Source organism: Mesorhizobium sp. B4-1-3, assembly GCF_006439355.1.
GTDB lineage: Bacteria > Pseudomonadota > Alphaproteobacteria > Rhizobiales > Rhizobiaceae > Mesorhizobium.
Genome location: NZ_VFTG01000011.1, coordinates 122,113 through 147,190, shown reverse-complemented (window position 1 = coordinate 147,190; position 25,078 = coordinate 122,113). Strand labels below are relative to the sequence as shown.

General features: G+C 64.9%; 25 protein-coding genes. 5 read left to right on the top strand and 20 right to left on the bottom strand.

Annotated features, from left to right (window positions below):
- Positions 1-80: 80 nt before the first annotated feature.
- Positions 81-950 (top strand): glutathione-dependent disulfide-bond oxidoreductase, encoded by an 870-nt coding sequence (gene yghU / locus FJW06_RS16580; RefSeq protein ID WP_140753308.1) that lies wholly within the window; start codon positions 81-83, stop codon positions 948-950.
- A gap of 58 nt (positions 951-1,008) precedes the next feature.
- Here yghU and FJW06_RS16575 read toward each other — a convergent pair whose 3' ends face one another.
- Complete coding sequence (locus FJW06_RS16575) at positions 1,009-1,554, bottom strand: YbhB/YbcL family Raf kinase inhibitor-like protein (RefSeq protein ID WP_140753307.1); 546 nt, start codon at positions 1,552-1,554, stop codon at positions 1,009-1,011.
- 266 nt (positions 1,555-1,820) lie between these two features.
- Entirely contained in the window at positions 1,821-2,990 is a 1,170-nt protein-coding gene (locus FJW06_RS16570; protein ID WP_181178356.1) for a PLP-dependent aminotransferase family protein, read from the bottom strand.
- Positions 2,991-3,262: 272 nt separating this feature from the next.
- Here FJW06_RS16570 and FJW06_RS16565 point away from each other — a divergent pair, with 272 nt between their 5' ends.
- Positions 3,263-4,003 carry a sulfotransferase family protein gene (locus FJW06_RS16565; RefSeq protein ID WP_140753305.1) on the top strand — a complete coding sequence of 247 codons (741 nt, stop codon included), beginning with the start codon at positions 3,263-3,265 and terminating at the stop codon, positions 4,001-4,003.
- A gap of 57 nt (positions 4,004-4,060) precedes the next feature.
- Here the strand turns inward: FJW06_RS16565 and FJW06_RS16560 are convergent, their stop codons facing one another.
- The 4 genes from FJW06_RS16560 to FJW06_RS16545 all read right to left on the bottom strand — a co-directional run bounded on the left by FJW06_RS16560 (position 4,061) and on the right by FJW06_RS16545 (position 7,165).
- Positions 4,061-4,216: a DUF1127 domain-containing protein gene (locus FJW06_RS16560; RefSeq protein WP_140753304.1), complete on the bottom strand. Its 156-nt coding sequence runs from the start codon at positions 4,214-4,216 to the stop codon at positions 4,061-4,063.
- Positions 4,217-4,524: 308 nt separating this feature from the next.
- Positions 4,525-5,730: an amidohydrolase family protein gene (locus FJW06_RS16555; protein WP_140753303.1), complete on the bottom strand. Its 1,206-nt coding sequence runs from the start codon at positions 5,728-5,730 to the stop codon at positions 4,525-4,527.
- 329 nt (positions 5,731-6,059) lie between these two features.
- On the bottom strand, positions 6,060-6,515 hold the full coding sequence (locus FJW06_RS16550) for a GFA family protein (protein WP_140753302.1): 456 nt from the start codon (positions 6,513-6,515) through the stop codon (positions 6,060-6,062).
- A 98-nt stretch (positions 6,516-6,613) separates the two neighbouring features.
- Entirely contained in the window at positions 6,614-7,165 is a 552-nt protein-coding gene (locus FJW06_RS16545; protein ID WP_140753301.1) for a cysteine hydrolase family protein, read from the bottom strand.
- 280 nt (positions 7,166-7,445) lie between these two features.
- Between FJW06_RS16545 and FJW06_RS30590 the strand changes: the two genes are divergently transcribed.
- Together FJW06_RS30590 and FJW06_RS16535 are read left to right on the top strand one after the other, a co-directional pair.
- Complete coding sequence (locus FJW06_RS30590; protein ID WP_246674648.1) at positions 7,446-7,703, top strand: hypothetical protein; 258 nt, start codon at positions 7,446-7,448, stop codon at positions 7,701-7,703.
- Between the two features lie 38 nt (positions 7,704-7,741).
- The gene (locus FJW06_RS16535; protein ID WP_140753300.1) at positions 7,742-8,053 is read left to right on the top strand and encodes a hypothetical protein; all 312 of its coding nucleotides are present in this window, start codon (positions 7,742-7,744) and stop codon (positions 8,051-8,053) included.
- A 48-nt stretch (positions 8,054-8,101) separates the two neighbouring features.
- On the opposite strand, the gene FJW06_RS16530 is transcribed toward FJW06_RS16535, so the two are convergent.
- Positions 8,102-9,010: a LysR family transcriptional regulator gene (locus tag FJW06_RS16530; RefSeq protein ID WP_140753299.1), complete on the bottom strand. Its 909-nt coding sequence runs from the start codon at positions 9,008-9,010 to the stop codon at positions 8,102-8,104.
- Between the two features lie 100 nt (positions 9,011-9,110).
- On the opposite strand from FJW06_RS16530, the gene FJW06_RS16525 reads away from it, so the two are divergent.
- Positions 9,111-10,331, top strand: a complete 1,221-nt coding sequence (locus tag FJW06_RS16525) for an MFS transporter (protein WP_140753298.1) — start codon at positions 9,111-9,113, stop codon at positions 10,329-10,331.
- Between the two features lie 8 nt (positions 10,332-10,339).
- Here the strand turns inward: FJW06_RS16525 and FJW06_RS16520 are convergent, their stop codons facing one another.
- The 13 genes from FJW06_RS16520 to FJW06_RS16470 all read right to left on the bottom strand — a co-directional run bounded on the left by FJW06_RS16520 (position 10,340) and on the right by FJW06_RS16470 (position 25,062).
- Entirely contained in the window at positions 10,340-12,361 is a 2,022-nt protein-coding gene (locus FJW06_RS16520) for an amidase (RefSeq protein WP_140753297.1), read from the bottom strand.
- 119 nt (positions 12,362-12,480) lie between these two features.
- Entirely contained in the window at positions 12,481-14,730 is a 2,250-nt protein-coding gene (locus FJW06_RS16515) for a molybdopterin cofactor-binding domain-containing protein (protein ID WP_140753296.1), read from the bottom strand.
- On the bottom strand, positions 14,730-15,236 hold the full coding sequence (locus FJW06_RS16510) for a (2Fe-2S)-binding protein (RefSeq protein ID WP_140753295.1): 507 nt from the start codon (positions 15,234-15,236) through the stop codon (positions 14,730-14,732). Before FJW06_RS16510 ends, FJW06_RS16515 begins: the two co-directional genes overlap by 1 nt.
- A complete protein-coding gene (locus FJW06_RS16505) occupies positions 15,236-16,609 on the bottom strand; it encodes a cytochrome c (RefSeq protein WP_140753294.1) in 1,374 nt (457 codons plus the stop codon). Before FJW06_RS16505 ends, FJW06_RS16510 begins: the two co-directional genes overlap by 1 nt.
- Positions 16,606-17,283 (bottom strand): hypothetical protein, encoded by a 678-nt coding sequence (locus FJW06_RS30585; protein ID WP_246674647.1) that lies wholly within the window; start codon positions 17,281-17,283, stop codon positions 16,606-16,608. Before FJW06_RS30585 ends, FJW06_RS16505 begins: the two co-directional genes overlap by 4 nt.
- Entirely contained in the window at positions 17,280-17,603 is a 324-nt protein-coding gene (locus tag FJW06_RS30580) for a hypothetical protein (RefSeq protein ID WP_246674646.1), read from the bottom strand. Before FJW06_RS30580 ends, FJW06_RS30585 begins: the two co-directional genes overlap by 4 nt.
- Positions 17,600-17,725: a hypothetical protein gene (locus FJW06_RS30835; RefSeq protein WP_281404886.1), complete on the bottom strand. Its 126-nt coding sequence runs from the start codon at positions 17,723-17,725 to the stop codon at positions 17,600-17,602. Before FJW06_RS30835 ends, FJW06_RS30580 begins: the two co-directional genes overlap by 4 nt.
- Positions 17,726-18,241: 516 nt before the next feature.
- Positions 18,242-19,015, bottom strand: coding sequence for an exodeoxyribonuclease III (gene xth, locus FJW06_RS16495; protein WP_140753293.1), 774 nt, complete (start codon positions 19,013-19,015; stop codon positions 18,242-18,244).
- A gap of 156 nt (positions 19,016-19,171) precedes the next feature.
- A complete protein-coding gene (locus FJW06_RS16490; RefSeq protein ID WP_140753292.1) occupies positions 19,172-19,807 on the bottom strand; it encodes an alpha/beta family hydrolase in 636 nt (211 codons plus the stop codon).
- A gap of 33 nt (positions 19,808-19,840) precedes the next feature.
- A complete protein-coding gene (locus tag FJW06_RS16485; RefSeq protein WP_246674645.1) occupies positions 19,841-20,968 on the bottom strand; it encodes a tetratricopeptide repeat protein in 1,128 nt (375 codons plus the stop codon).
- Positions 20,965-21,873, bottom strand: a complete 909-nt coding sequence (locus FJW06_RS16480) for a Ku protein (RefSeq protein ID WP_140753291.1) — start codon at positions 21,871-21,873, stop codon at positions 20,965-20,967. The genes FJW06_RS16485 and FJW06_RS16480 overlap by 4 nt, the downstream gene beginning before the upstream one ends.
- 369 nt (positions 21,874-22,242) lie before the next feature.
- Positions 22,243-24,735 (bottom strand): DNA ligase D, encoded by a 2,493-nt coding sequence (gene ligD / locus FJW06_RS16475; RefSeq protein WP_181178349.1) that lies wholly within the window; start codon positions 24,733-24,735, stop codon positions 22,243-22,245.
- A gap of 102 nt (positions 24,736-24,837) precedes the next feature.
- Positions 24,838-25,062, bottom strand: a complete 225-nt coding sequence (locus FJW06_RS16470; protein WP_140753289.1) for a hypothetical protein — start codon at positions 25,060-25,062, stop codon at positions 24,838-24,840.
- Between the last annotated feature and the right edge of the window lie 16 nt (positions 25,063-25,078).

Sequence of the window (25,078 nt, the reverse complement as noted above, 5' to 3'; positions counted from 1 at the left end):
TTTGACGCGCGCGCAACCGCACCTAAGTCTATCGCCATCAGCAGACGTCGCAGTTCTCCGAACCTACAAGGCCTCCGCACATGGATGAATATATCCCGCCGAAAGTCTGGACTTGGAACAAGCCGAATGGCGGCGAGTTCGCTTCGATCAACCGGCCGATCGCGGGCCCGACGCATGAGAAGGAACTGCCGGTCGGCAGGCATCCGCTGCAGCTCTATTCGCTGGCCACTCCCAACGGCCAGAAGGTGACGATCATGCTGGAGGAGCTTCTGGCGCTCGGCCATAAGGGCGCGGAATACGATGCCTGGCTGATCAAGATCGGCGACGGCGACCAATTCGGCAGCGGCTTCGTCGAGGTCAACCCGAACTCGAAGATCCCGGCGCTGATGGACCGCAGCGAGCCGAAGCCGTTGCGCGTGTTCGAGTCCGGCTCGATCCTCACCTATCTCGCCGAAAAATTCGGCGAATTCCTGCCGACCGAGCGCGCGGCGCGGGCGGAAACCTTTTCGTGGCTGTTCTGGCAAATGGGTTCCGCACCCTATCTTGGCGGCGGCTTCGGCCATTTCTACGCCTATGCGCCGCACAAGATCGAATACGCGATCGACCGCTTCGCCATGGAGACCAAGCGGCAGATGGACGTGCTCGATCGCAGGCTGGCGGAAAGCGAATATCTCGCAGGCCCCGATTACACCATCGCCGACATTGCGGTTTGGCCCTGGTATGGCGGGCTCGCGAAGGGCCGCAGCTACAACAACGCCGCCGAGTTCCTGTCCGTGCACGAATACAAGAACGTGCAGCGCTGGGCCGACGCGATCGATGCGCGGCCTGCGGTGAAACGCGGGCGCATGGTCAACCGCATGTCCGGCGATCCGGCCTTGCAGCTGCGCGAGCGCCACGACGCCAGCGACTTCGAGACGAAGACGCAGGATAAGCTGGAGGCGGCGGAGTAAAGCGTGAGGCTGCTGATCTCTCCCGTCGTGGGGGAGATTGGCTGTCACGGGCGCCCTGCTATCTTCCGTAAGTATACGTCACCGTCGCCTGGCCGAGTGCGGAGCTCTTCGCCGCCACCGAGACCATTTCCGGCAACGGGTTGGCCGGTATGCGCAGCGTCTTGTCGCCCAGCGCGTAGAGCGTGAAGATGTAGTGATGGTCGCCGCTGCCGGGCGGCGGGCACGGGCCGAAATAGCCGGCTCGGCCGACGTCGCCTTTGCCAAGCACCGCGCCCTTGGGCATGCGCTTGCCACCTTGCGCGCCGGCGCCCTCGCGCAGTCCCTTGGCGCTCGCCGGGATGTTCCAGGCCAGCCAATGCCAGAATCCCTTGCCGCCGTTTGCATCGGTGTCGAACATGGTCAGCGCGTAGCTTTTCGTTCCGGCCGGCGGATCCCTCCAGGCAAGCGCGATCGAGATGCTCTTGCCGCCGCAGCCGGCCTTGTCGCCGAGATATTTCGCGTCCCACTTGCCGTCGGAGACCGACGTGCTGGAGATCTCGAATGCCCGCGCCTGGGTGGCCAAGGCGATGAGGGCAAGCATGGTGAAGCAGACGCGCAAGGTCATTTGATCCTCCCTGGATAACACAGCGTAGCGAAAAAGCGGCCCGAAAAAAGGGCAAGCTGGCGCGACCGCCTGCCTAGACAGCGAAAAAGCCCCGCCGGTGGAGGCCGTCGGGGCTCTTTCGTTCGGACCATGGAGGTGGGACCCCACGGTCGGATTGATCCAGGGGGTGTTGGATCGGCCGCGACACTAGCCGAGGAATCGGCCGGGCGGACAATCACGCCTGCGCACTATCAATCACGCCTGCGCGAGACGGCGGTGATTGAAGGCTATCCCCGCAGCAGCTTCGCCAATCTCGGCACGCCTTCGTTCACCGCGCGGTCGTCGGCAAGGGTGAACGACATGCGCAGCGTGTTGCGGCCGGTGCCGTCGGCGTAGAAGGCGTTGCCCGGCACGAAGGCAACGCGCGCCTCCTTGACCGAACGCGCCAGGAGCTCGGTGGCGTCAGCACCCTCCGGCAGCGTCAGCCAGACGAACATACCGCCGTCCGGACGGCTCCAGGAAATGCCGTCCGGCATATCGGCTTCGAGCGCGCCAAGCAGTGCATCGCGTCGCTTGCGGTAAGCGCCGATCAGCTTGTCAACCTGGGCGTCGAAGATGGTCTCGGCGACGCGGTGCATGACCATCTGGTTGATCGAGGGGCTGTGCAGGTCGGAGGCCTGCTTCATCAGCACCAGCTTCTCCACGACATGGCGCGGCGCGCACACCCAGCCGACGCGCATGCCGGGCGACAGGATCTTCGAGAAGGAGCCGCAATAGAGCGTGCGCGCATGATCGATGCCGCCGGCGCGGGCGCAGTCGAGCGCCAGGATCGGCGGCACGCTTTCCCCGTCATAGCGCAGCGCGCGATAGGCGGCGTCCTCGATGACGGCGATGTCGAGCTCGCCGGCGAGGTCGAGAACCGCCTCGCGCTGCTTGACGTCCAGCGTGTTGCCGGTCGGATTGGCGAAATCCGGCACCAGATAGGCGAATTTCACCTTGCCGCCGTTAGCACCGGCGGCCGCGCGATAGGCCTCCGGGGTCATGTTGCCGCCGGCGGTGTTCAGCCGGTCGTAGCGCGGCTCATAGGCGTTGAAGGCCTGCAGCGCGCCGAGATAGGTCGGCCAGGTGACCAGGGCCGTGTCGCCGGGCGACAGAAACAGCTTGCCGAGATAGTCGAGCGCCTGCTGCGAGCCGGAGGTGATGAAGATGTTGCCCTCGTCGCATTGAACGCCGAGCTTGCCCATATAGGCGGCCAGCCATTTGCGTAGCGGCAGGAAGCCTTCGCTGACCTGGTACTGGAGGGCCGCCCCCGCCTCGGCGCCGCCGAGGACGGCCTGGTAAGCGTCGGCGATGGCCTCGGCAGGAAACAGCGACGGGTCGGGAATGCCGCCGGCGAAGGAGATGATGTCCGGCTGGTCGAGCAGCTTCAACAGCTCGCGGATTTCCGAAGCCTTCATGCGCGAAGAGCGCGAGGCCAGAAGGTTCAACAGGGTCAAGGCGCACCTCCCGCAGTGCTTATTTAGGTCAGCTTAGTTGACCTATTATCAGGCGGCGCGTTTCGCGTGAATACACAAAACGGTCATGGCGCATCGACGAGGCGACATTTGGCCCACAGATTTTCGCAAATGCTAATGGATTGCCATTGCGCGGTCGGCGGGACTAGCGCACGATCATAACCCGGAACCGGAAGTTGATAGAAAATCAATCCGGACCAACGGGGGAAACGGGTATGACACTCGAGCTCATCGGGGCCGGCTTCGGTCGCACCGGCACATGGTCGACTTTCGCCGCGCTGAACCGGCTCGGTTTTCCGAGCTATCATATGCAGGAAGTCATCATCAACAAGGCAAATAAGGGCCACCTGGATTTCTGGCGCAAGGTTGCGAACAGCCCGCCCGGCACGCCGCAGGACTGGAACAGGGTCTTTGCCAATTACCGGGCGACCGTCGACAATCCAGGCTGCTGCGTATGGCGCGAGCTGATGGCTGCCTATCCGGAGGCCAAGGTGCTTCTGACCCTGCATCCGCGCGGCGCCGAAGCCTGGTATGACAGCACCATCGACACGATCTACTTCACCGAGAATGTCTGGCAGTTCAAGGTGCTGGAATGGCTAACGCCGTTCGGCCGCAAGTTCGGCGACATGTCACGCAAGCTGGTATGGGGCCGGACGCTGAAGGGCGTGATGAACGACCGCGACAAAGCAGTGGCGCGCTACAATTCCTATATCGAAGAGGTGAAAGCGGCAGTGCCGCCTGAGAAACTGCTGGTCTTCAAGGTTAGCGACGGCTGGGCGCCCCTCTGCGATTTTCTCGGCGTCGCTTTGCCCAACGAGCCCTTTCCCAATCTCAACGACCGTGCCAGCATCAAGAAGATCATCAAAGAGATGATCATGGGATCCTATCTGATGCTTGCCGGCGTCGCGGTGCTGATCGCGCTGGCAGCTTGCGGCTTGTGGTGGTTGCTGGGATAGGACCATTATCCATCAAGCCACCACGACCGCCGATGCCGCGTCTTCGGCACCGCGCGATTAGAACGGCAACCGGATTTCGTCGGGCTCGGCCCTTTCGGGCCGGCCGATGTCCTTCTGGATCTCCGTCGGCAGTTCGTTGAGCTCGCGCGTCGTGCGGCGGCGCTTGCTGGCCTGCGCGAAGGCAGCGCGGATCCTGCTAAGACTTTTGATCATGAGAGCCTCCATATTTCGATCAGCGGCAGAAAACCGACGCCGCCTCTTCCCGGCGTCGCTTTTGCGATGCGTCTGTAACCAGTCGATAGCGCGCGAACGGTGAAATGCTTCACGAAGCCGGAGCGGCTTGAAACATATGCATGCAAACTAGTTTGCAGGATCAGCCACGCGGTCTGCATGAAAATCAGGAGCTTGCATGACCTGCAATGTCAGACGCTTCGCTTGTCGCCTTGATGGGTTTGATTCACGTCTCCAAGAGGAGGCGATAGCGCGAGTTGTAGCTCGGCAACAAATTGACGGCTTCTAATTCACCTGGTTTTCGGCCCCACTTTCCCGCCTCGCGCCACTTCCCTGCCCGCGCGATAGACGGTGCGATCCTTTGGCACCGCCACCACCGCTTCCAGGACATGCTCGGCCTTCAGCGCAACGAAATCCGCCTTGGCGCCCACAGCGATGCCGTAGCCTTCGAGCCCCAGCGCCTTGGCGCCGGCGTGGCTGACCACGTCGTACGCGGCCTCCAGCTCCCAATCTTCGTAGAAGCCGGAGCGGTAGCCGATCATGTTGGCGCGGTTGAGCATGTCGCCATCGCCATAGGGCCACCATGAATCGCGGATGTTGTCGGAACCGGCGAAGACGGTGACGCCCGCCTTGCGCAGCGCCGCCACCGGCGGGAATGGATGATCGCCGGGCGCGTTGGTCATGATGGCGACGCCGGCGCCGGCGATCCGCTCGCCAGCCTTGGCCGACGCATCGGCGGAGATGTCGCCCAGCCCGTAGGCGTGGCTGATAACGACCTTTCCCTGCATGCCCGATGCCGTGGTCCGGGCGGCGATCTCCTCGATCTCGAACAGGCCGAGTGTGCCGCGGTCATGCAGGTGGATGTCGATACCGGCGCCGCGTTTTTCGGCAAGGCCGAACACCACATCGAGATGGCCCTTCACGTCGCGGTCGAAGCTTGCCGGGTCGAGCCCGCCGATCAGGTCACAGCCGAGCTTGAGCGCCTCGTCGAGCAACTCCGCGGTGCCTGGCGAGGACAGAATGCCGCTCTGCGGGAAGGCGACGAGCTGGATGTCGATCAGGTCGCGGTATTTCTCCCGCACCGCGAGGATCGTCTCCACATGCTTCATCCCGACCGTGGCGTCGACCATGACATGGCTGCGCATGGCGAGGCTGCCATTGCCAACGCAGAGCTCGAGCTGGTTTCTCGCCCGCTCCGCCATGGGTGCTGCCTGCTCGAGGTTGCGCATCTGGAAGGCAACCCGCTCGCGCACGTCGAAGCCGTTGGTGCAGGGAATGTGCGGGCGCCAGACATCGCCGTAGAAGGAGGTGTCGAGATGGATGTGGCCCTCGACGAAAGCCGGCAGGACGAGCTGGCCGGCGAGGTCGATAGCGCCGGATGGCGGCGTGACCGTATTGGCTGCAGGCGCTATGGCAATGAAGCGGCCGTCGGCTATGGTGAAGTCAGCGACCGTGCCGTCGGCAAGTTTGGCGTTGAGAAAATGAGTCTGGTTCACGATGCAATCCCTTGAAAAGGAAAGCGTCAGTCGTCGCCGCTCAGGCGGACGAGGTCAATGCGGCAAAGGATAGAAACTGTTTCACCCTTTGCTTTCTCCTCCGTGTGCAGGAAGGCAAATGCAACCGCCGCCATATACCGTTTTCACGGAAGTTTCAGCGGGCGGCAAACGTGCCATGGTGAAGCCTGCGGTATGAGGCCGCCGTGGTCGACGCGGACGCCCAAGCACATCCCCAACAATGCGCCCCCAACGGCCGCGTCGACCATGCACGGAAAAGGCGACGGCGACCTTGCCCTGGGTCGCCGTTTTTTTCTCAGTCCAGTTTTCGATCAGCTTTGGGTGGCGGCGTATTCCGCGACCAGCGGCTCGTATTCCTCGAAGGACGGCAGCGCTTCGTAGCTGTGCACGGCCGATGTCGCCGCCCAGGGCAGTTTCTCAGCCGTCCAGGTCTCGATGAAGGGTGTGAACCAGGCGTGGTCGTCGAGCATGGTCGGGCGCAGGTTGACGAACCAGTCGATCCCTTCGGGCCGCGTGAACATCCAGGTCATGCAGTAGCCGCAGAAATAGTGTTTCGACGCGCCGTGCAGACCGCCGACCACCGGTTCTCCCCTGGTTACCTCGAAGCCATCCGAGGGGATCGCCGCACTCAGCGAATAGGCGCTGGACGACATCGACTGGCAACCGGTGCAGTGGCAGGCCATGGTGAGCAACGGTCTTGCCGAGATCTTCAGGCGCACACGGCCGCAGCGGCAGCCTCCTTCAGCGGGCAGGCAAAGACTTGGCAAGATGGGCTCCTTGGGTTGGGGTACTTCCGTCTCCCCCAGTGAGAAGGTGGGTCGGTGCGCAGCGCCGAGAGACGGATGAGGGGAAGGAGAAGGCGCGCTCAACCTTCGGTCAACTCCGCCGTCGTCATCATCCGAACCCCCTGCTCCTCGAAGGCCTCGTTGTGACGGGCAATGATGTCGGGCGCCTTTTCCTCGTCGCTGTCCAGCGTCGAATGCGCGTCGGAAACCACAGTCACGCCAAGCCCTTCGGCAAAAGCGCCCTTCACGGTGGCGGCGACGCAGAAATCGGTCTGGGCGCCGATGAGCACGACGTCTTTCGCGCCCTGCCCCGCCACCCATTCGGCGAGTTCTGGGTTGGAAAAGGCATTGCCAACACTCTTGCCGAAGGTCGGTTCGTCGGCGGCTTGATCGAGCAGCGGCCATACAGGCCAGCCGGAAGCGCCCGGCGCCAGCGGATCGCCTTCCGGCCCGTCATGGCGGATAAACGCCACCTTGCGGCCGGAGCGACGCGCCCAGTCGATCAGCCTGCGGGCGCGCTCGGCGATGGTGTCGGCGTCATGGATCGGCGGATCGAAACGGCCATCGAACATGCCTGTCTGCAGGTCGATGACGATGAGCGGCGCGGCGGCGGAGGGGGCTGCGTCTGGCATTGGTGCGAAGATAGCGTGGGTGGGGGCGGGTCAAGGACGAGGTACAACACACAAGCGACCTACAAACAATCTTGAGTTGCAATATTCTCACGACGCAACTATCGTTACCAAGCAATGGGGGAAGATGATGGAGCAATAAACCGTATTCCTGATCGGGGCGGGCACACACGGCGACGACGAGCAGGCTGTCTTTACGCTCCATGATGCGGGGACAAAATGCCGACTCATCTGCAGTTATCGGGAGAAGGTTATCGAGGCTGAAGAGGACGACTATTTCGAAGTGCTGTTCCAGATTCGCCTGCGCCTTGAATTGGATGGGCTGCTGCCTTTCTGCTACGGCGCCAGCGGGAGAGTCTACCCGGAGGGAACGGTGATCGAAATGAGCCGGGGACTAATCGCCTGCAAAATAAAGATGGGACAGCCGCCGAAAGAGACAGACCTGGTCAACATCTTTGCCGATGGTCCCGATGTGGTGCCTGCCTTTCCGCGAATGCAACAGGAATGCTGGGACGCCTGGCTCGCCTCATTGCCTCCCTGACGAGAAGCATCGATGCGCCAACCCACGGGAACTTGCATATGACCGCCGGTGATCCTGATTGGCTTTTTGACGACCCGCCAAATATGGCCGTCTTCACGATACATCAAATAATCAAGGGCGAGCACATTGTAGATTACGTTGCTCACGATGGTGACGATGGCGCTTGGCAGTTCTTGAACCGAACTGTCGATTTCAAGATGGCCGACGCCATGCTTGTCGGCCTGTCTGAGATGGTGAAATTGGATAGCTCGCTCCGCGAACTCTGGGACCTCCCCTATGGCTGGTGTGCCTGGCGGGACGGCAAGGACCAACCGTGGCATCGAGCGGTGAAAGAGCCGAAGGAGGAATGATGGCCTGCAGGCGACCGGTATGACTTAGCCGGGGTTGAGATAGCGCACCTACGACATCAGTGGCATCGGGCCCTTCAGCGCCTCCGCCAGCGCGTCGCGAAAGACCGCGATCGGTCGCGCCAGCCTGCCGGCCGGCGGGCGGTGGAGCAACCAACAGCGGACTTGCGGCTTGAAGCCGGGGCAGTCGACCACCTCGACCGCGTCGCGCCATTGGCTGCCCGACAACGCGCCGGGCGTGACGACGCCGATGCCGTGGCCGCGCGCCACGAGCGACATCCTGAGATCCGCACCCTGCGCCTCGACGCCGACATGGAAAGGCAGCCGCGCCGCCTCGAAGCGGTGGCGGATGAACGCGCGGAAACCGCAGCCGGTTTCGTTGAGCACCCAGGGGTAGCGCGCGAGATCGTTGAGCTCGGCCGGCTTCGGCACGCCGAGGCCTGGCGAAGCCACCAGCAGCACCGCCTGCACGCCGAGATCGTCGCCAACAAGCTCCGGCGGCGGCGCGACGCCCTCGGCCAGACAGACGGCGACCGCGTCGATCTCGCTGTGCAGCACCTGCTCCACCAGGCGCGGCGACAGGCTGGAGGTGATCTTCAGCGTCAATTGCGGGAAGGCCGCGCGAAGACTGTCGAGCGGCTCGGACAGCGCACTGGTCGAGAGATACGGCATGATGCCGAGGCGGAACTCGCCCCTCACCTCGCCGGCCGGCGAGACGCCCGCCTTCAGATCCTCCAGCGAGCGCAGCACGCGGCGGCCATGCTCATAGGCCTCGCGGCCCGAGGCGGTGGGTTTGAGCGGCTTCGATTGGCGGTCGAGCAAGGGAGTCGCCAGCCGCTCCTCGAGATTCTGCACCCGGCGCGTCACGCCGGGCTGGGTGAGATTGAGCCTGGCCGAGGCACCGACGATGGAGCCGGTTTCGACGACGGCGACGAAGGCCTCGAGGTCATGGATGTTCATGCGCATCTCGCATAATCATTATCAGACCATTTCAATTGTAGCATTATGATCGTTCCGAATAAAGTCCTTGCGACATATGCAGAGAGCGAGGACTTCATTGATGCACGGCACACACAACGCGCCATTGACGGAACGGCCAAGCGAGGCCGTCAGCACCATCACCCGCTCGCAGACGCTGCTGTTGGCCGCTTCGGTCGGCATCATCGTCACCAATCTGTTCGCGCCGCAGACGCTGGTCGGTCTGATCGGACCCTCGCTCGGCGCCGCGGCGTCGGAAAGCGGCCTGGTCTCGATGGCGACGCTGCTCGGCTACGCTGCCGGGCTGTTCTTCCTGGTGCCGTTGTCCGATCTCGTCGAGAACCGCGTTCTAGTGCTGCGCATGCTATGCGCCGCCGCGCTCGCCGCGACGGTCGCTTCATTCGCGCCGTCGGCCGCCTCGCTGCTTGCCGTGCTGTTCGTGCTTGGCGCGGCCTGTTCCTGCATCCAGGTGCTGGTGCCGGTCGCGGCCTCGATGGCGCCGCCGGGACAGGACGGGCGCGTCATCGGCGACGTGATGAGCGGGCTGATGATAGGCATCCTGTTGTCGCGCCCGATCGCCAGCCTGGTCGCCGACGCCTTCGGCTGGCGCGCCTTCTACGGCATCAGCGCCGCGGCGCTGGCGCTGCTCGCCATCCTGCTCGGCTTGACGCTGCCGAGGCGGAAGCCGTTGGCGCATACGAGCTATGTGGGGCTCATCGCTTCGCTGATCGGACTTCTGGGTCAGGAACCGGTGCTGCGCCGCCGCGCCTTTACCGCCAGCCTGGTGATGGCCGCCTTCAGCGTGTTCTGGACCGCGGTGGCGCTTCGCCTCTCCACTCCACCCTTCGATCTCGGCCAGAAAGGCATTGCGCTGTTCGCGCTGGTTGGCGCCGGGGGTGCGGCGGTGACGCCGATCTTCGGCCGCGCCGGCGACCGCGGCTTTACGCGCTCCGCTACGATCCTGTGCCATCTCGTGCTGATCGCGGCGCTCGGCCTCGCCGCATGGGCCGGCGCGGCCAAGGCCGGCGGGGCATGGCTGCCGCTCATCCTCATGGGCGTCAGCGCGGTGCTGCTCGATATCGGTGTCACGGGCGACCAGACGCTGGGCCGCCGCGCGGTGAATCTCCTGCAGCCCAAGGCGCGGGGCCGCATCAACGGGCTGTTCGTCGGCATCTTCTTCATCGGCGGCGCGATCGGTTCGCTACTGGCCGGCATTGCCTGGGCCTGGGGCGGCTGGAACGCGGTATGCGCGGCGGGCGCTGTGTTCGGGGTGGCGGCGCTGGTGGTGGATTGGGTGGAGTAGCCGCAGCGCTATCCGATCCCGCCCGTCACGGCATATCCCCCGGCAGTACGCCCATCCGACGACTTAACGATGGCCGTGACGATCGAACCGTAGGGACCGCGCCAGACGCTGTGGAAGCCTTGATGTATCGCGGCCGGCACGACTGCACGGCCTGTGTAGCGGTTACCGTCGGCCCGCATGATCACCGGCTCGCCGTTGACGTGGACATTCACGGCCGCCGCCGGCCCCATCCTGCCCGCCTCGATCTCCAGCGCGATCATGATCTCGTCCGTGTCACCGGCGCGGACCGTTTCGGCAGTCAGCATCAGGGCAAACGGCGCATCGCCGGTAGCATTCGCCACACCGCTGCCCGCCGCAAACACATCGTCCGCCAGCGGCGGCGTGCGTGGCGGGACGGTGCGGCGCTTTGTGGCGCGCTCATAGTTGCCGGCAATCCTCAGCAACGCCACGTCGTCATAAGCCTTGCCGGCGAAGGTGAGGCCGACCGGCATGCCGATATCGGCCATGGCGCCCATCGGCACCGTCACCGTCGGGATGCCGAGATGCCGCCAGACCAGATTGCCGTTAGCAACCCACGTCCCGTTACGCCAGGCAAGCCGGGCGGAAGCCTCGTTGACGTCGGCATCGGCCGGGCCGACATCGGCGACCGCCGGCAGCACCACGGCGTCGAGCTTGTTGGCATCGAGCCAGTCTTCGAAGTCGGCATGGCGCGTTGCCTCCAGGCCCTGCAGCCCTTCCTCTATGGTGGGGATATCTTCCAGTCGCGCCACACGCCGCTTCGCGCGCTCGACATATTGCGCCAGATCGAAATCGGCTTCACCGTAACGATCGCGCAGCGTGCCCGGCGGCTGGGGGAAGATCTTTGCACCGTCGACCGAAGCAAGATCCGGGATGGCCGGATCGGCATTCGCGCGCAGGAAATCGTCCCACGACCAGATCGACAGATCCCAGATCTCGCGCTCGGCGAATTCCGGCGGCACGAGACCACGGTCGACCATGGAGCGCGCGCCCGGGCGATCGCGCTCGTAATTGGAGACGACGGGGAAATCGATCTCGACCACTTCCGCGCCGAGCGCTTCCAGGTCGCGCGCCGCCTGTCGCCACAACTCCAGCACCGAGGCGCGCGTCTCGATCGGGCGCTCCGCGCCTTCGTCCTTGCCGATATACATCCTGGGCACGCCGAGCCGCTTGCCCTTGAGTGCGCCTTGCAGAGGAAGCGCAGCATAGTTCGCCGGCCTGAGCTCGGATGCCTTCGGGATATTCACCCAGGGCTGCACGCGCCAGAAATCGCCGCGCGTCTCGTTATCGTCGGCGACGATCACATCGAGCAGCTCCAGCATGTCGGCAATGGTCCTCGTGTGCGGCACGACCACATCCATGGTCGGCACCAGGGGCCAGTTGCCGCGCACCGAGATTACGCCGCGCGAAGGCGTGTAGGCGACCAGCGCGTTGTTGGAGGCGGGCGCGCGCCCGGACGACCACGTTTCTTCGCCGAGCCCGAAGGCAGCGAAGCTGGCTGCAGTCGCGGTGCCCGAGCCGTTGGAGGAGCCGGAGGCGAAGGCGGCGGTGAGGAAATCCTTGTTGTACGGACTTTCGGCCCGACCATAGACGCCGCGCTGCATGCCGCCATTGGCCATCGGCGGCATGTTGGTGAGGCCGATCAGCACCGCGCCCGCGGCGCGCAGCCTGGCGATGGTGAAGGCGTCCTCGTTCGCCATGAGCTGCTCAAAAGCCGGCGAGCCGGCGGCAACCGTCAGCCCCTTGGCCTTGTAGCTGTCCTTGGCGGTGTAGGGGATGCCGTCGAGCGGTCCGAGCGTCCTGCCCTCGCGGCGGCGCCGGTCGGACGCTTCCGCCTCTTCGAACATCTTGGGGTTGAGGACCGGCACCGCGTTGAGCGTGATGCCGTGACGATCGTAATGGGCGATGCGCCGCAGATACGCAGCGACCAGCTCGACGCTGGTGACGGTGCCGTCCTCAAGCGCTTGGCGCAGGTCGGCGACCGAGGCTTCGACGATAACGAGGCTGGGCATGGTGGCGGGCGAATTCCTTTGCAACGATTACGTTCCGTCACACCCATCTGCCTTGCCGGGCATCTTCCGCGCAAGGGGAGATCGGATGGCGCAGCCGCTTTCGCCAATCGCCGCGCCCACTAAACTCCCAGCACGCCCTTCACCCTCTCCCGAGTATAAGGCAGATCGTAAATCCGCTTCCCCGTGGCACTCCGGAACGCATTGGCGATAGCGCCTGCGGTTGGGCCCTGGGCGGCTTCGGCGACACCGAGGTAGGGCGCGCCCGGATTGTCGACGACCTGCACCTCGACGCTGTCGGGCACCGCGCTGAAGCGCAGGATCGAATAGGTCGACCAGTCCGGACTCAAGATGCGCGTCCGGTCGAAATGCACGGCCTCATAAAGCGTCCAGCTCATCGACTGCAAAATGCCGCCCTCGGTCTGGTTGATGATAGAATCCGGGGCGACGGCCTCGCCGCAATCGACCGCCGCGACGACGCGCGACACCTTGATTGCGCCGCTGTCGCTGTCGACATCGGCCTCCAGCGCGACGGCCAGATAAGCGGCGTGGTTCTTGTATTTGGCGAAGGCGAAGCCTCTGCCCCTGCCTTCCGGCAGGGAATCCTTCGACCAGCCGAACTTTTCGGCCGCCACTTCGATCACCTTTTTGGCGCGCGGGTCTTTCAGATGGCGCAGGCGGTATTCGACCGGATCGGCGTTCGCCGCCAGCGCCAGCTCGTCCATGAAGCTTTCGATGGAGAAGACGTTGCAATAGGCCCCTAAGCTGCGCAGCGAGGAAACGCGCACCGGCATGTCGGCGATGAAATGCCAGTTCACGCGCTGGTTGGGCACGTCATAGAGAGGGATGGCGTTGCGATCGCCATTGCCGAGCGGCGATATCTGCAGCTTCGCCGGGTCCGGCGGGAAATGCCGGGCCATCAGGCGGCCGGCGACCAGCGACCCGGCCGAGCCCGGCCGCGTGCCGTGGCTGTTGCTCCACAGGTCGTAGTGCCAACTGACGATGTTGCCGCTCTGATCGAGCGTGGCGCTCGCCCTGGTGAGCATCGCCGGTCCGTATGGTTCCCACAGATGCTCTTGGTCGCGCATCCACTGCACGCGCACCGGCTTGCCCGGCACTTTCTGCGCGATCAGCGCGGCGTCGGCCGCCGCATCGTCGGCGCCGTTGTGGCCGTAGCAGCCGGAGCCTTCGGTATGAATGCAGCGCACCTTTTCCTCCGGCACGCCGAGCATCTGCGCAATCGCCTTGCGGTCGGGATAAACGCCTTGGGTGTGGGTCCACACCGTCGTCAGGCCGTTGTCGAGCATGGCCACCGCGCTCGACGGGCCGATCGAGCCATGCATCTGGTAGGCGCGCGTGAACTGCGCCTGCAGCGTCTTGGCGCCCGGCGCGCTTTCGGCACCGACGGAGGTCACGGTACCGATCTCCGATACGGACTTTTCGAGGAAGGCCGGCAGATCGTACTGGTCCGGAAGCTCTGGCTGCTCCTGCCACTTCGCGACGGCGGCCGTCGCACGCATGGCCTTGACGGCCTGGAATTCCTGTTCGGCGACCACGGCGAGGAAATCGCCGTCGCGCACCACCGCGATGACGCCAGGCATCGCCTTGACGGCGGCATCGGCGAAGTCGGTGAGCTTGGCGCCGTAGCTCGGCGGACGCACGACGCGGGCATGCACCATGCCCGGCGGCCGCATGTCCTGCACATAGGCATTCCCGCCGGTGACCTTGGCCGGGATGTCCACCCGTGCGAAAGGCCTGCCGATGGCGTGGTAGGCGGCGGGCGGCTTGAGCTTGGTGTCGGCCGCCGCATCGACATGCAGGAACTCGGCCGAGACCAGTTCGCCATAGCTGGCCTTGGCGCCGTTCGGGCCGACGATCGTGCCTGCCTGCGCCTTGAGCGCCTCGACCGGCGCGCCGAGCTTTTGGCTGGCCTTGGCGATCAGGATCTGGCGCACCTGCGCCGAGGCATGGCGGATGGCGGTGCCTGAGTTCTGGATCGTCTGGCTGCCGGCCGTGTAGCCTTCGTTCGGCGTCAGTGCGGTGTCGGCGGTGACCAGCTTGATCGACGCGGGCTCGACCTCCAGTTCCTCGGCCGCGATCTGCCGCAGCGACGTCTTGGTGCCCTGGCCAAGCTCGGCCTTGCCGGTGAAGACGGTGATCGAACCGTCAGCGTCGATGCGGATCCAGGCGTCGAGCGAGGGCGTATCGGCCAGGCTGCCGGGTAGTTTCGGCTTAGCCGCCTGGGCGCCCGGCGCGGTCGATACCCCGCCCTCCTGCGCCTCGGCGGGGATGGCGAAGGACACGACCAGCGCGCCGGCTCCGGCCAGGAAGCCGCGGCGGGTGACGTCGGGAAGCGGGTTCGGTGCGTTCATCATCCCCTCCCGGTGGCGGCGGCCGGCGCCGTGATGCCGGCGGACTTGCCCTGCATCAGGTCGCGGGCGCGGGCCACGGCCCGAAGGATGCGCATATGCGTGCCGCAGCGGCAGAGATTGGGCTCCAGCGCCTGCCTGATGTCGGCGTCGGCGGCGTCGGGTTTTGCCTCGAGCAGCGCCTGTGCCCGCATCATCATGCCGGCAATGCAATAGCCGCATTGCGCCGCCTGTTGTTCGATGAAAGCTTTTTGCATCGGGCCGGGATCGTCGATGGTGCCAAGCCCCTCGACCGTCTTGATCTCGCGCCCTTCGACCAGCATGGTCGGTGTTAGGCAGGAAAAGACTGGCTTACCGTCGACCATCACCGTGCAGGCGCCGCACTGGCCGAGGCCGCAGCCGAACTTGGCGCCGTTGAGCTTCAGATCGTTGCGCAGCACGTAGAGCAGCGGCGTCGCCGGATCGACGTCGAGGTCATGTGACGTGCCATTGACGTTGAGCTTAACCATCAGTCCTTGGCTCCCACATTGTCCGGGCTGCGCTCGATGCCGTCCGAAGGCCGGACGCTGACCCGGTATTTGCCGCTCCTGGTGTCGGCGGTCTTCGCCTTCGCGTCCGCCCATGCCGGCTTCCGGGCATAGGCCTCGCGCAGATAGCCGAGCAGGTCCGCCACCTGATCGTCGGTCAGCATCGCGGCGAAGCCCGGCATGATCGGGCTCTCCCGGCCGCTCGCCGCCGGCAGGCCAAAGAGCACGACGTTGATTGCATTTTGCGGATCGCGCGCGGCGATCGTGCTGGAGAGATGGAAATCGATGCCGCCGAAAGGCTGCGGGCGGCTGCCGTCATGGCAGGTGGCGCAGGCCGCCTGGTAGATCGCGCCGCCGCGGCTTGTCGGGCTGCCGGCGGTGGCGCTGGCCGGTATCGGCGTGCCGCCCTGGTCGAGCGAAAGCTTCTTGCGGATGTCCTCGGCCGCCGCCGCGCGCTCGGGCGTCGGCTCGCCCATCCGCGAGACCAGGTAGGTGGCGATTGCGCTGATGTCGGAATCCGACAGACGGCCGAGATTGCCGGTGACCTCCGCCATCGGCCCGTTGGCCACGCCGTGATCGGCATGCCAGCCCTGGCGCAGATAGGCAAAGAGGCTGTCATGCGTCCATGGGATCGGCGCGGCGGACGATGCGTTGAGCGCGAAGGCGTCCCAGCCTTCCGCTTCGCCGCCTGCCAGATGCGCGCCTTTCCGCTCGGCGCCGAGCGCGTTGCGCGGCGTGTGGCAGGCGCCGCAATGGCCAAGCCCTTCGACGAGATAGGCGCCGCGGTTCCATTCGGCGCTCTGCGCGGCATCCTCGCGATAGGCGCCCTTGTGGAAGAAGAGCAGCTTCCAGCCCGCCAGCACGAAACGCAGGTTGAGTGGAAACGGCAAGTCGTTGGCCGGTCGCCGGTTCTCAACCGGCCGGCGTGTCATCAGATAGGCGTAGAGCGCCTTGTTGTCCTCGTCGGACACCAGCGTGAAATGGTCAAACGGGAAGGCCGGATAAAGGTGATCGCCGTCGCGCTCTACGCCTTCCCGCATCGCCCGGCTGAAGGCGGCCTCCGACCATCTGCCGATACCGGTCTTGGGGTCCGGCGTGATGTTGGTTGAATAGATGGTGCCGAATGGCGTCGGCACCGCCAGCCCGCCGGCGAAGGACTTTCCGCCGGGTTTGGTATGGCAGGCCGTGCAGTTGCCGACCGAAGCGAGCACCGCCCCTTTCTCGATCAGCGCCTGGTCGAAGGAGGCGCGCTGCGGCGGTTCGATCGGGTCGATCGCCGGCTTCCAGGCATAGGCGGCAAAGCCCGCCAGGCAGACGACAATGAGGATGAGAACGCCGATCCAGAAGCGTTTCAAGGAAGGGGCTCCTTGCGCAGGGCACGGCAGCAGTCCGGGACATCCGGCCGGCAATGCGCCATCGGATGAACTAGGCAGGAGCTACGCGTCGTCAATTGGCGAGGCGCGAAAGCCGCCGATCTTTCCCCCTGAGGAGATTGGCTGTCACGCGGGCCTTCGCCAATCGCCTCAGCTATTCCGGTGCCCCCCGCGAACAGCACCGTGCCGTCTCCGCCCGCCGCCGGCCAGTCGCGGATGGTGCGGTCGATGCCGCCGGTCAATAGCGTGCCGTCGGCTGCAAATGCCACCGAATACATTGGCCCGGTACCGGGGTCGAACTCGGCGATCTCGGCGCCGGTCTCCATGTTCCAAATCCGCGCTGTGCCGTCGAGCGATACCGAGCCCAGCCGCTTGCCGTCGGCCGACAGGGCCAGCGCGTACACCGTGCCGGAATGACCCTCGAAACGTCGCACTTCCTTGAAGCTGTCGAGATCCCAGAGTTTTATCGTGTAGTCGCCGCTGCCGGTCACCGCGTGGTGACCGTCGGTCAGGAAGACCGCGCCATAGGCGCCGCGGTCGTGGCCGTGCCAGCTGCGCAGTTGCTTGCCCGAAACGATATCCCAGAGCTTCAGCTCGCCGTCGATGCTGCCCGCGAGCGCCCTGCTGCCGTCGGGCGAGATGGCGACGGAGCTCACCGACCAGTCATGGCCGGCAGCACATGCGACACCGTCCCCTTCTCCAGGTCCCAGACGACGACAGAACCGGTGTCGTGGCCACTGACGGCGAGCTTGCCGTCCCGGCTGACCTTCAATTGCCTGACCCCGCCGTTCGTCCCTGAGGAGAAGACGTGCAGCGCCGTCCCGTCGGCTAGCTGCCGCAGCACGATCTCGCCGTCGTCGCCGGCGGTCAGCGCGGTCTTGCCGTCGGGCATGAAAAGCGCACTGCGCGCCATGTCCTTGTGGATGCCGAGATCGCGGATCAGCCGCTTGCCGTCGATGTCCCAGAGCTTGATCATGCGGTCGGTGCTGTGCTCATGATCTCGTGGCCGTCGGCCGACACCGCCAGCCAGACGACGGCGTCGCGGTGGCCTTCGGGCACGGTCGGCTGGGCCGGAGGCGCCGGCGGAGGCGGCGCCATCGCGGCGGCCGGCGGCATCGGCTGGGCGGGAGCTGCAACCAGCTCTGGCGGCGCGGGCTTCGCCGCCTCTTCCTGCGCGGATGAGGCTGGCTCGATGTTCGCGTCCGGCGTACTGGTTTTGCCGGCTCGGGCTCCAGCTCGGGCCGCTGAGTTGCCGGCTTCGCCGGCGCGGTGGCGACTTCCTAGGCAATGCCGACGATCAGCATCGCCACCGCCAGCGGCCACTGCGGGCGTCTATCGGGATACGATCGGGCCGCTGTTCCATCGGTGAAACAATATCCCCCAGCTCTAGAACGGTCGGGCCGACCGCTTGCTTGACAGAAGCGGCTGTATGAGATCATCTGTCAGATTATAGGAGGGCAACCCATGAAGAAGAGTTACGAGAAGCCGGTTTTCGTTCGCAAAGGCAAGCTTTCGGCGGTTGTGGCCGGCTTGCCGTCGGTTCCGCCGCCCTGACCGGGCACACCCAGAACCTGATTCTCAATAATCCGCGCCACGGCGGGGATTATTGTTTTCTCACCCCAACTCCACCCAGACCGGGGCATGATCGCTGGGATTGTCGCCTCCCCGCACCTCGCGGTCGATGCCCGCGCCCTTCAGCTTTCGCGCCAGCTTCTTCGACAGCAATATGTGGTCGAGCCGCAATCCCGCATCGCGCGGCCAGCGGTTCCGGCGATAGTCCCAGAAGGTGTAGAGCCGCTCGTCCTTGGGAAAGACCTTGCGTAGCGCGTCCGTCCAGCCCTGGTCGATCAGCGCTGCGAAGGCGGCGCGGCTTTCGGGCTGCACCAGCGCGTTGTCGTCATAGGAGCGTGTCTGGTAAATGTCGCGTGGCTCGGGCACGATGTTGAAATCCCCGGCGAGCACCACCGGCAGGCCGGTGTCGAGCAGCTCGGCCGCATGCGCGGCAAAGCGCTGGTGCCAGGCGAGCTTATAGTCGAATTTCGGGCCGGGCTGCGGATTGCCGTTCGGCGCGTAGAGGCAGGCGATGACGACACCGTCGACCGCCGCCTCGATGTAGCGGGCCTGGCGGTCGGCCTCGTTGCCGGGCAGCGTCTCGCGCGTCAGCACCGGCTCGGCGCCGCGCGCGAGGATCGCAACGCCGTTCCAGGTCGGCTCGCCCTTCCACACCGCGCCATAGCCGGCATTCGCGAGCCTCGTCAGTGGGAACTGGGCGTCGCGAGATTTCAGCTCCTGCAGGCAGACGACGTCAGGTTTTGCCTTGGCGAGCCAGGCCAGAAGGTTTTCCAGCCGGCTGTTGATGTTGTTGATGTTGAAGGTGGCGAGTTTCATTCAAGTCTGTCGATATTCAGGTGAAGCCGGCCTGCAAATGCCGGCTTCCTGAGCTTCCGGTGCTCACGTACTTCAGTACGCTCCGCTCCGGTTCTCGGAAACCACCATTTTCGTCTCGGCCTGACCTGAATCTCGGCAGACTTGGCGGCGGCCCAATCAGTTCGCCATCCGCGCCTTTGTCGTCTCCGCCACGATCTTCAGATGATCCCCCGTCGAAAATCCCGAGATCGCCTTGCGCGGCTTCAAATCGTGATCGCCGTCCTCCAGCCAGATCACCTCTATTGCCGAGGAAAGGCCGTAGGTCGCGACTTCCTCCTTGGTACCGAACTCGTCGCGCGTGCCTTGAAAGATCAGCGTCGGCGTCTTCAGATCAAGGAGATGCTTTGTCCGTAGTTGCTCCGGCCTGCCCGGCGGATGGAACGGATACCCAAGGCAAACCAGACCAGCGATCTCGCCCTTGGCGAACATCTCGTCGGCGACCATGGAGGCGACGCGCCCGCCCATCGACTTGCCGCCGATGATGAGCTTGCCGGTCACGCCCTTGGCGCGCAGATCGGCGATCGCCTTGATGTATTCCGGGTTCACGGTCTCGGCCCGCGGCGGAGGCTTGCGGTGACCGTAGCGGCGCGCGGCCATGTAGTGGAACTCGAAACGCGCGACCTGAAAACCGGCGGTGGCGAGCGCCTTGGCGGTGGCGGTCATCGACGCGGAATCCATCGGCGCGCCGGCACCGTGCGCGAGCACGATGGTGACGGGGGCGTCTTCGGGGCCGTCGAAGAGGAAGTAGGTCATGGGGTAAATTTTCCGAAGGGCCCGCGTTCCTCTTCAAGCGCGAACATCTCGCTCACCCGCTATATGCAGATCTACGAACTGTATCCCCTTTTGTGCCGTCCGCGCCCATTCGGATTCCGCGTCGAGCTCCAGATACCGCACCCACAGCCGCCGCGCTTCCATCAGATTGCCGGCATCGAACTCCAGCCGCGCGAGGTTGAACACTGGATCGGCGTAAGTCCTGTCGAGCACGATCGCTTTCTGCAGATGCCGCCTTGCCGAAGCGACCTTGCCCTCATCGCTCATCAGGCCGGCGAGGTTGAACCAGGCTTCCACAAAACCCGGGTCGAGCTTTATCGCGCGGGCATAGTCGTGCGCGGCCTCCGCTATGCGCCCGGCGCCGCGCAGGCAGTTGGCGCGGTTGAAGGCGGCAACCGCATCCTTGGGATCGATAGCCAGACAACGCTGGTAGAGCGCCGCCGCATCGTCGTGGCGCCCCTCCGCTTCCGCGATCTCGGCCTCGGCGAACAGTTCCTCCAGCGTGTCGTCTTCCGGCGAGCCGAGGTCGAACAGAAGCTGGCCGTCGAGCTCACTCCTGCCTTCGTCGAGATAGATCGCATCCGGACGGCCATGCTGTGAGCCGAGGTTGAGCGATTTGGCGGTGAGCGAGGCGACCGGGCCGGAGCGGTGGACGGAGCGCGCGATCGCGTCCCAGGTGGCACCGCTGGCGATCAGCCCGGCATATTTCTTGGCCAGGATCAGGTCGCGGAAGGAATAGGGTTCGCCGCCATGCTCGAAGGCGTCGAACAGCGACAGCAGGTCGAGATCGTCGTCGGCAAGCCGCGACTGGTCGACGAGCGACTGCCTGGAGAGCGACGAGGTCTCGGGCGCCTTCATCAGTCCAAGCAGGCGCAGGAACCCGTTCTCGCTGATGAGTTGGCGACCTGCTTCGCGCTCCGCCTTCACGCGGCGCTCAATCTCGCCATCGCCGGATTTCGCCGCCTTGGCGAGAAGCGCGCGGCCGAACACGACGTGCGTGGTGCGGCGGGTGACGCCGCGCCTCAGTTCCGCATGGCGGCGCTCGACCTCGCGGACAGCGAGGCGAAGCGGAAACGCGGCCAGCGCGCCGATGATGCCGAAGACGGCGCCGGGAACGATCACTGGCCCTGCATTTCCCGTCACTTCTTGCTCTTGCCGACGGCCTTTAACAGGTTCGCCTTCAGCGGGTTCTCAGGCGCGCCGCCGGCAGCCGCCTTCCTGGCCGGCTTCGCCGGCGCTTCCTCGGCCTTACTCTTCGACTTGGCAGGGGGCTTAGCCTGCTGCTGTAGGCTCGCCTTCAGCGCATCCATCAGGTTGATGACATTGCCGCGCTCGGGCGCGGCCGCGATGATCGGCTTATGGCCCTTCAGCTTCTCGCGGATCATCGCCATCAACGCCACCTCGTAGCGATCCTCGTAATTCTTCGGATCGAAATGCGTTTCCTTCTGCTTGATCAACGCCTGGGCCAGTTCGAGCATTTCCGGATCCGGCTTGCCGGCCGGGATGTTGCCGAAATATTCAGCGGTGCCGCGCACTTCGTTGGGATTCCTCAAGGTGCAGACGAACATGCCGTTCTCGCGCGCGCCGATCGTCACCACGCGCTCGCGGCTGGAGAGCACCAGGCGGGCGATCGCCAGCTTGCCGGACTTGCGCATTGCCTCGCGCAGCACGACGAAGGTCTCCTCCGCCATGGCGCCGTCGGGGGCGAGATAATAGGGCGCGTCCTGGTAGATCACGTCGACTTCTGCCTCGTCGACGAAGGCCTCGATGTTCATCGTATGGTTGGATTCGATCCTGACCGCATCGAGGTCGGCGTCATCGATGATGATGTACTGCTTGTCCTCGTATTCGTAACCGCGCACGAGGTCCGAACGCTCGACAAGGCCAAGCTCGGGGTCGACCGGCTTCATGTTGATGCGGTTGTGGGTCTTCTTGTGCAACTGGTTGAACGAGATGCGCTCGCTCGCGCTGGTGGCCGGGTAAAGCCGGACCGGACAGCTGACGAGGCTGAGCTTGAGGTAACCTTTCCAACTTGCCCTGGGCGCCATGATGAACTCCTACGCGGCCATGCACTGACACTATGTTGGAGCATGGTTTGTCCAAAAACCGGTTCCCACTTTGGGACCATGCTCTTCGCAGCGCTTCCCGCTCAAGGACGGTTGGCGCCGTGGAAATCCTACACCGACCCGTGATGGTACAACCGAATTCCTGACGAAATGTTTTTCGGGGCGGAGGTTAGCGCGGAGGATAATTCAAATTGTAGGAAGCGTCGATGCCTGGCGCTTTTCCTCGTCCCACGAATGTGGGGAGAGGTGGCCGCGCAGCGGCCGGAGAGGGGGCAGCGCCGGCGTATGCCACTCCCCCTCTCGGTCTCGGCTTCGCCGATCCACCTCTCCCCGCTCTCGCGGGGCGAGGAACTAGCGCTCGAACATCGGCAAATCCCGCGCCATCTCATCGATCTCCGCCCAGGGATCGCCTGACGTTTCCAGCAGCCCCGGCAGCGAGGCGTAGTTCAGGTCCTCCGGGGCATCGATCGTCTCCAGATCCGCCCAGCTTACCGGGGTCGAAGCCGGCAAATTGGTGCGGGCGCGCAGCGAATAGGGGGCAGCGGACGTGTGGCCGCGGGCGTTGCGGTGGAAGTCGATGAAGATGCGCTTCTTGCGGTTTTCCTTGCCCATCGTGGTGGTGAAGGTGTCGGGCGCCGTGCCGGCGAGCAAAGTCGAAATTGCGCTCGAGGCCTGGTGAAGTTTCTTCCAGTTCTGCTTGCGCGTCACCGGCACCGTGATGTGGATGCCCTTGCCGCCCGAGGTCTTGGCGAAGGGCACCAGCCCGAGGCTCTCCAGCCCGCCTTTGATGTGGACGGCGGCCTCCACCACCTCGCGCCATGAAATTCCCTCGCCGGGGTCGAGGTCGAAGACGATCTGGTCGGGCTTGTCGAGTTTTGTCCGGTGCGTGCCCCAGGTGTGGAACTCGACGACGCCAAACTGCGCCAGGGCCAGATAGCCCTTGGCGTCCTCGACCGCGAGATAGGTCTTGGTCTCGCCTTCCGAATTGGTAGACTCGAACACCGCCACCGAAGGCGGCATGCCGGTGAAGGCGTGCCGCTGGAAGAAGCAATCCTGCGGCCGGCCGGTCGGGCAGCGCACCAGCGACACCGGGCGTCCGATGATGTGCGGCAGCATGAAATCGCCGACCAGCGCGTAGTATACGGCGATGTCGAGCTTGGTCGGCCCGGTCTTGCCGAACAGCCGCCGCTCCGGATTGGTCACCCAGATGGTGGCAAGGTCGGATTCGGCGATCAGCCGCTTGCGCATGACCGCCACCGGCGTGGTCAGCCCGCCAACATCGCGCAAGCCGCGAAAGACGCCGTGGCGGATCGCGTTGTCGCCGGTGCGGTTCGAATAGCGGACGCGGGCCGACAGCAGCGGCTTCACCCAATGCATCTCGCGCATGATCTCGCGCGGCACGCCTTCGGGCGGGCTGGCGCCGGCGGTCAGCCGCTCCAGCCGGGCGAGCAGATCCCGCGCCATCTCGCTGTCGAAGCCGGTGCCGACCTTGCCGCGATAGTGCAGCTCGCCATTTTCGAACTCGGCCATGCCGAGCGCCGCAAGCCCTTCGGCCTGGTCGGACACGGTATAGCCGGCGATGACGAAATCATCTGTCTTTTGCGCCTTCGTCTTGGTCCAGCTCTTGGTGCGGCCACTCTGGTAGATGGCGTCGGCGCGCTTGGAGACGACACCTTCCAGCCCAAGGTCCGACGCCTGATCGTAAAGACCCTGCCCGTCGCCCTCGACATGGTCGCTGTACTGGATGGCGGAATTGGCGGCCTGGCCGGCGAGCAATTCGGCAAGCAGGGCCTTGCGCTTCTGCAGCGGCGCCTTGCGCAGGTCCCAGCCGTCGAGATGGAGCAGGTCGAAGGCGTAGAAATGCAGCTTCGAGCCGGCGCCTTCGGCCAGCGCGTCCTGCAGCAGCGCGAAACGCGAGATGCCCTTGTCGTCGAGAACCATGATCTCGCCGTCGATGATCGCCTGGCCGACCGGCAGCCGCGAAAAGGCCTGCGGGAGATCGCCATAGCGTTTTGTCCAGTCGATGCCGCCACGGGTGATCAGCCGCACCTCGCCGTCCACCACGTGAGCCATGGTGCGGTAGCCATCGAATTTTATCTCGTGCAGCCAGAGCTCCGGCGTTTTCCGTGAAGGGTGTTCGCTGCCCGGCGGCTCCGCCACCTGGGTGGCCAGTTGCGGCTCGATGCGAGCGGGCGGATCGCCTTTTACCGCGCCGGGCAGCGCGTCGGGCCTCAGCGAGCCACGCCTGGGCGGCAGGCATTCCGTCCTCTTCGGTGGCGCCACCAATTCCTCGATGCGGCGACCGGACTTCACGCTCTCCGGCCGTGCCTCGAGGATGTCGAGCTTGGTGTCGGAAGCGAGATCGCGCTCTTTGAACAAGAGCCAGTTCTTCTTGTGCTCGTCCTCGCCAGGCTTCGGCCTCAAGCGCGTCAGCATCCAGCCGCCGTTCAACTTCTGGCCGGCCAGCCGGAACTTGAAGGCGCCGGTGCGCAGACTTTTGTCGACGTCCTCCATCGGCGCCCAGGTGCCGGTGTCCCAGACGATCATCGGCCCGCCGCCATATTCGCCTTCCGGGATGACGCCCTCGAAGTCGATATATTCGATCGGGTGATCCTCGGTCTCAACGGCAAGCCGCTTGTCAGCCGGGTTGAGCGACGGTCCGCGCGGTACGGCCCAACTCTTCAGGACGCCGCCGACTTCGAGGCGAAGATCATAATGGTCGGCGGTGGCGTGGTGCTTGTGGACGACGAAGCGGTTGCCTTCTCCGCCCGCGAGGCTGCCCGCCGGCTCGGGCGTGCGGGAGAATTCGCGCTTGGCGCGGTAGGGTTTGAGGTTGGCGGGCATGGTCAGGCGCCCTGAGGGGGAGATGTCCGGCAGGACAGAGGGGGGTGCTGTCCCGCCAGCATCTCGGATTTTCCTATATCGCGGCGGAGCAAAGGACAGAAATCAATCGTCAATCGCCGGCGTCAATTCCAGCTCGGCGGGGGAAAGTCCCTGCCTCAACTGCGAGAGCCGGAAGTCGTCGACCCAGTAGGCCTCGCCGTCGACCAGCACGCGGGCGCTGTAGGAACCGCCGGAAAAGCGCTGCGCGGTGACATAGACCTTGTGGCGGTCGAGCGCGGTCTTCACCGCGGCGCGGCGGGACTTTTCTCTGGCGACGGGACTGACCATGGCCTCACTCAAACAA

What these genes read in the sequence shown, in the direction of transcription:
- FJW06_RS16525 (WP_140753298.1), top strand. Translation starts at nt 9,111, where the DNA reads ATGCACGGCACACACAACGCGCCATTGACGGAACGGCCAAGCGAGGCC.
- FJW06_RS16510 (WP_140753295.1), bottom strand. Translation starts at nt 15,236, where the DNA reads ATGGTTAAGCTCAACGTCAATGGCACGTCACATGACCTCGACGTCGAT.
- FJW06_RS16575 (WP_140753307.1), bottom strand. Translation starts at nt 1,554, where the DNA reads ATGACCTTGCGCGTCTGCTTCACCATGCTTGCCCTCATCGCCTTGGCC.
- FJW06_RS16560 (WP_140753304.1), bottom strand. Translation starts at nt 4,216, where the DNA reads ATGATCAAAAGTCTTAGCAGGATCCGCGCTGCCTTCGCGCAGGCCAGC.
- FJW06_RS16515 (WP_140753296.1), bottom strand. Translation starts at nt 14,730, where the DNA reads ATGAACGCACCGAACCCGCTTCCCGACGTCACCCGCCGCGGCTTCCTG.
- FJW06_RS16490 (WP_140753292.1), bottom strand. Translation starts at nt 19,807, where the DNA reads ATGACCTACTTCCTCTTCGACGGCCCCGAAGACGCCCCCGTCACCATC.
- FJW06_RS16565 (WP_140753305.1), top strand. Translation starts at nt 3,263, where the DNA reads ATGACACTCGAGCTCATCGGGGCCGGCTTCGGTCGCACCGGCACATGG.
- ligD (WP_181178349.1), bottom strand. Translation starts at nt 24,735, where the DNA reads ATGCCCGCCAACCTCAAACCCTACCGCGCCAAGCGCGAATTCTCCCGC.
- FJW06_RS16545 (WP_140753301.1), bottom strand. Translation starts at nt 7,165, where the DNA reads ATGCCAGACGCAGCCCCCTCCGCCGCCGCGCCGCTCATCGTCATCGAC.
- FJW06_RS16480 (WP_140753291.1), bottom strand. Translation starts at nt 21,873, where the DNA reads ATGGCGCCCAGGGCAAGTTGGAAAGGTTACCTCAAGCTCAGCCTCGTC.
- FJW06_RS16470 (WP_140753289.1), bottom strand. Translation starts at nt 25,062, where the DNA reads ATGGTCAGTCCCGTCGCCAGAGAAAAGTCCCGCCGCGCCGCGGTGAAG.
- FJW06_RS16520 (WP_140753297.1), bottom strand. Translation starts at nt 12,361, where the DNA reads ATGCCCAGCCTCGTTATCGTCGAAGCCTCGGTCGCCGACCTGCGCCAA.
- FJW06_RS16530 (WP_140753299.1), bottom strand. Translation starts at nt 9,010, where the DNA reads ATGAACATCCATGACCTCGAGGCCTTCGTCGCCGTCGTCGAAACCGGC.
- FJW06_RS16535 (WP_140753300.1), top strand. Translation starts at nt 7,742, where the DNA reads ATGACCGCCGGTGATCCTGATTGGCTTTTTGACGACCCGCCAAATATG.
- FJW06_RS30580 (WP_246674646.1), bottom strand. Translation starts at nt 17,603, where the DNA reads ATGATCAAGCTCTGGGACATCGACGGCAAGCGGCTGATCCGCGATCTC.
- FJW06_RS16570 (WP_181178356.1), bottom strand. Translation starts at nt 2,990, where the DNA reads ATGAAGGCTTCGGAAATCCGCGAGCTGTTGAAGCTGCTCGACCAGCCG.
- xth (WP_140753293.1), bottom strand. Translation starts at nt 19,015, where the DNA reads ATGAAACTCGCCACCTTCAACATCAACAACATCAACAGCCGGCTGGAA.
- FJW06_RS30835 (WP_281404886.1), bottom strand. Translation starts at nt 17,725, where the DNA reads ATGGCGCCGCCTCCGCCGGCGCCTCCGGCCCAGCCGACCGTGCCCGAA.
- yghU (WP_140753308.1), top strand. Translation starts at nt 81, where the DNA reads ATGGATGAATATATCCCGCCGAAAGTCTGGACTTGGAACAAGCCGAAT.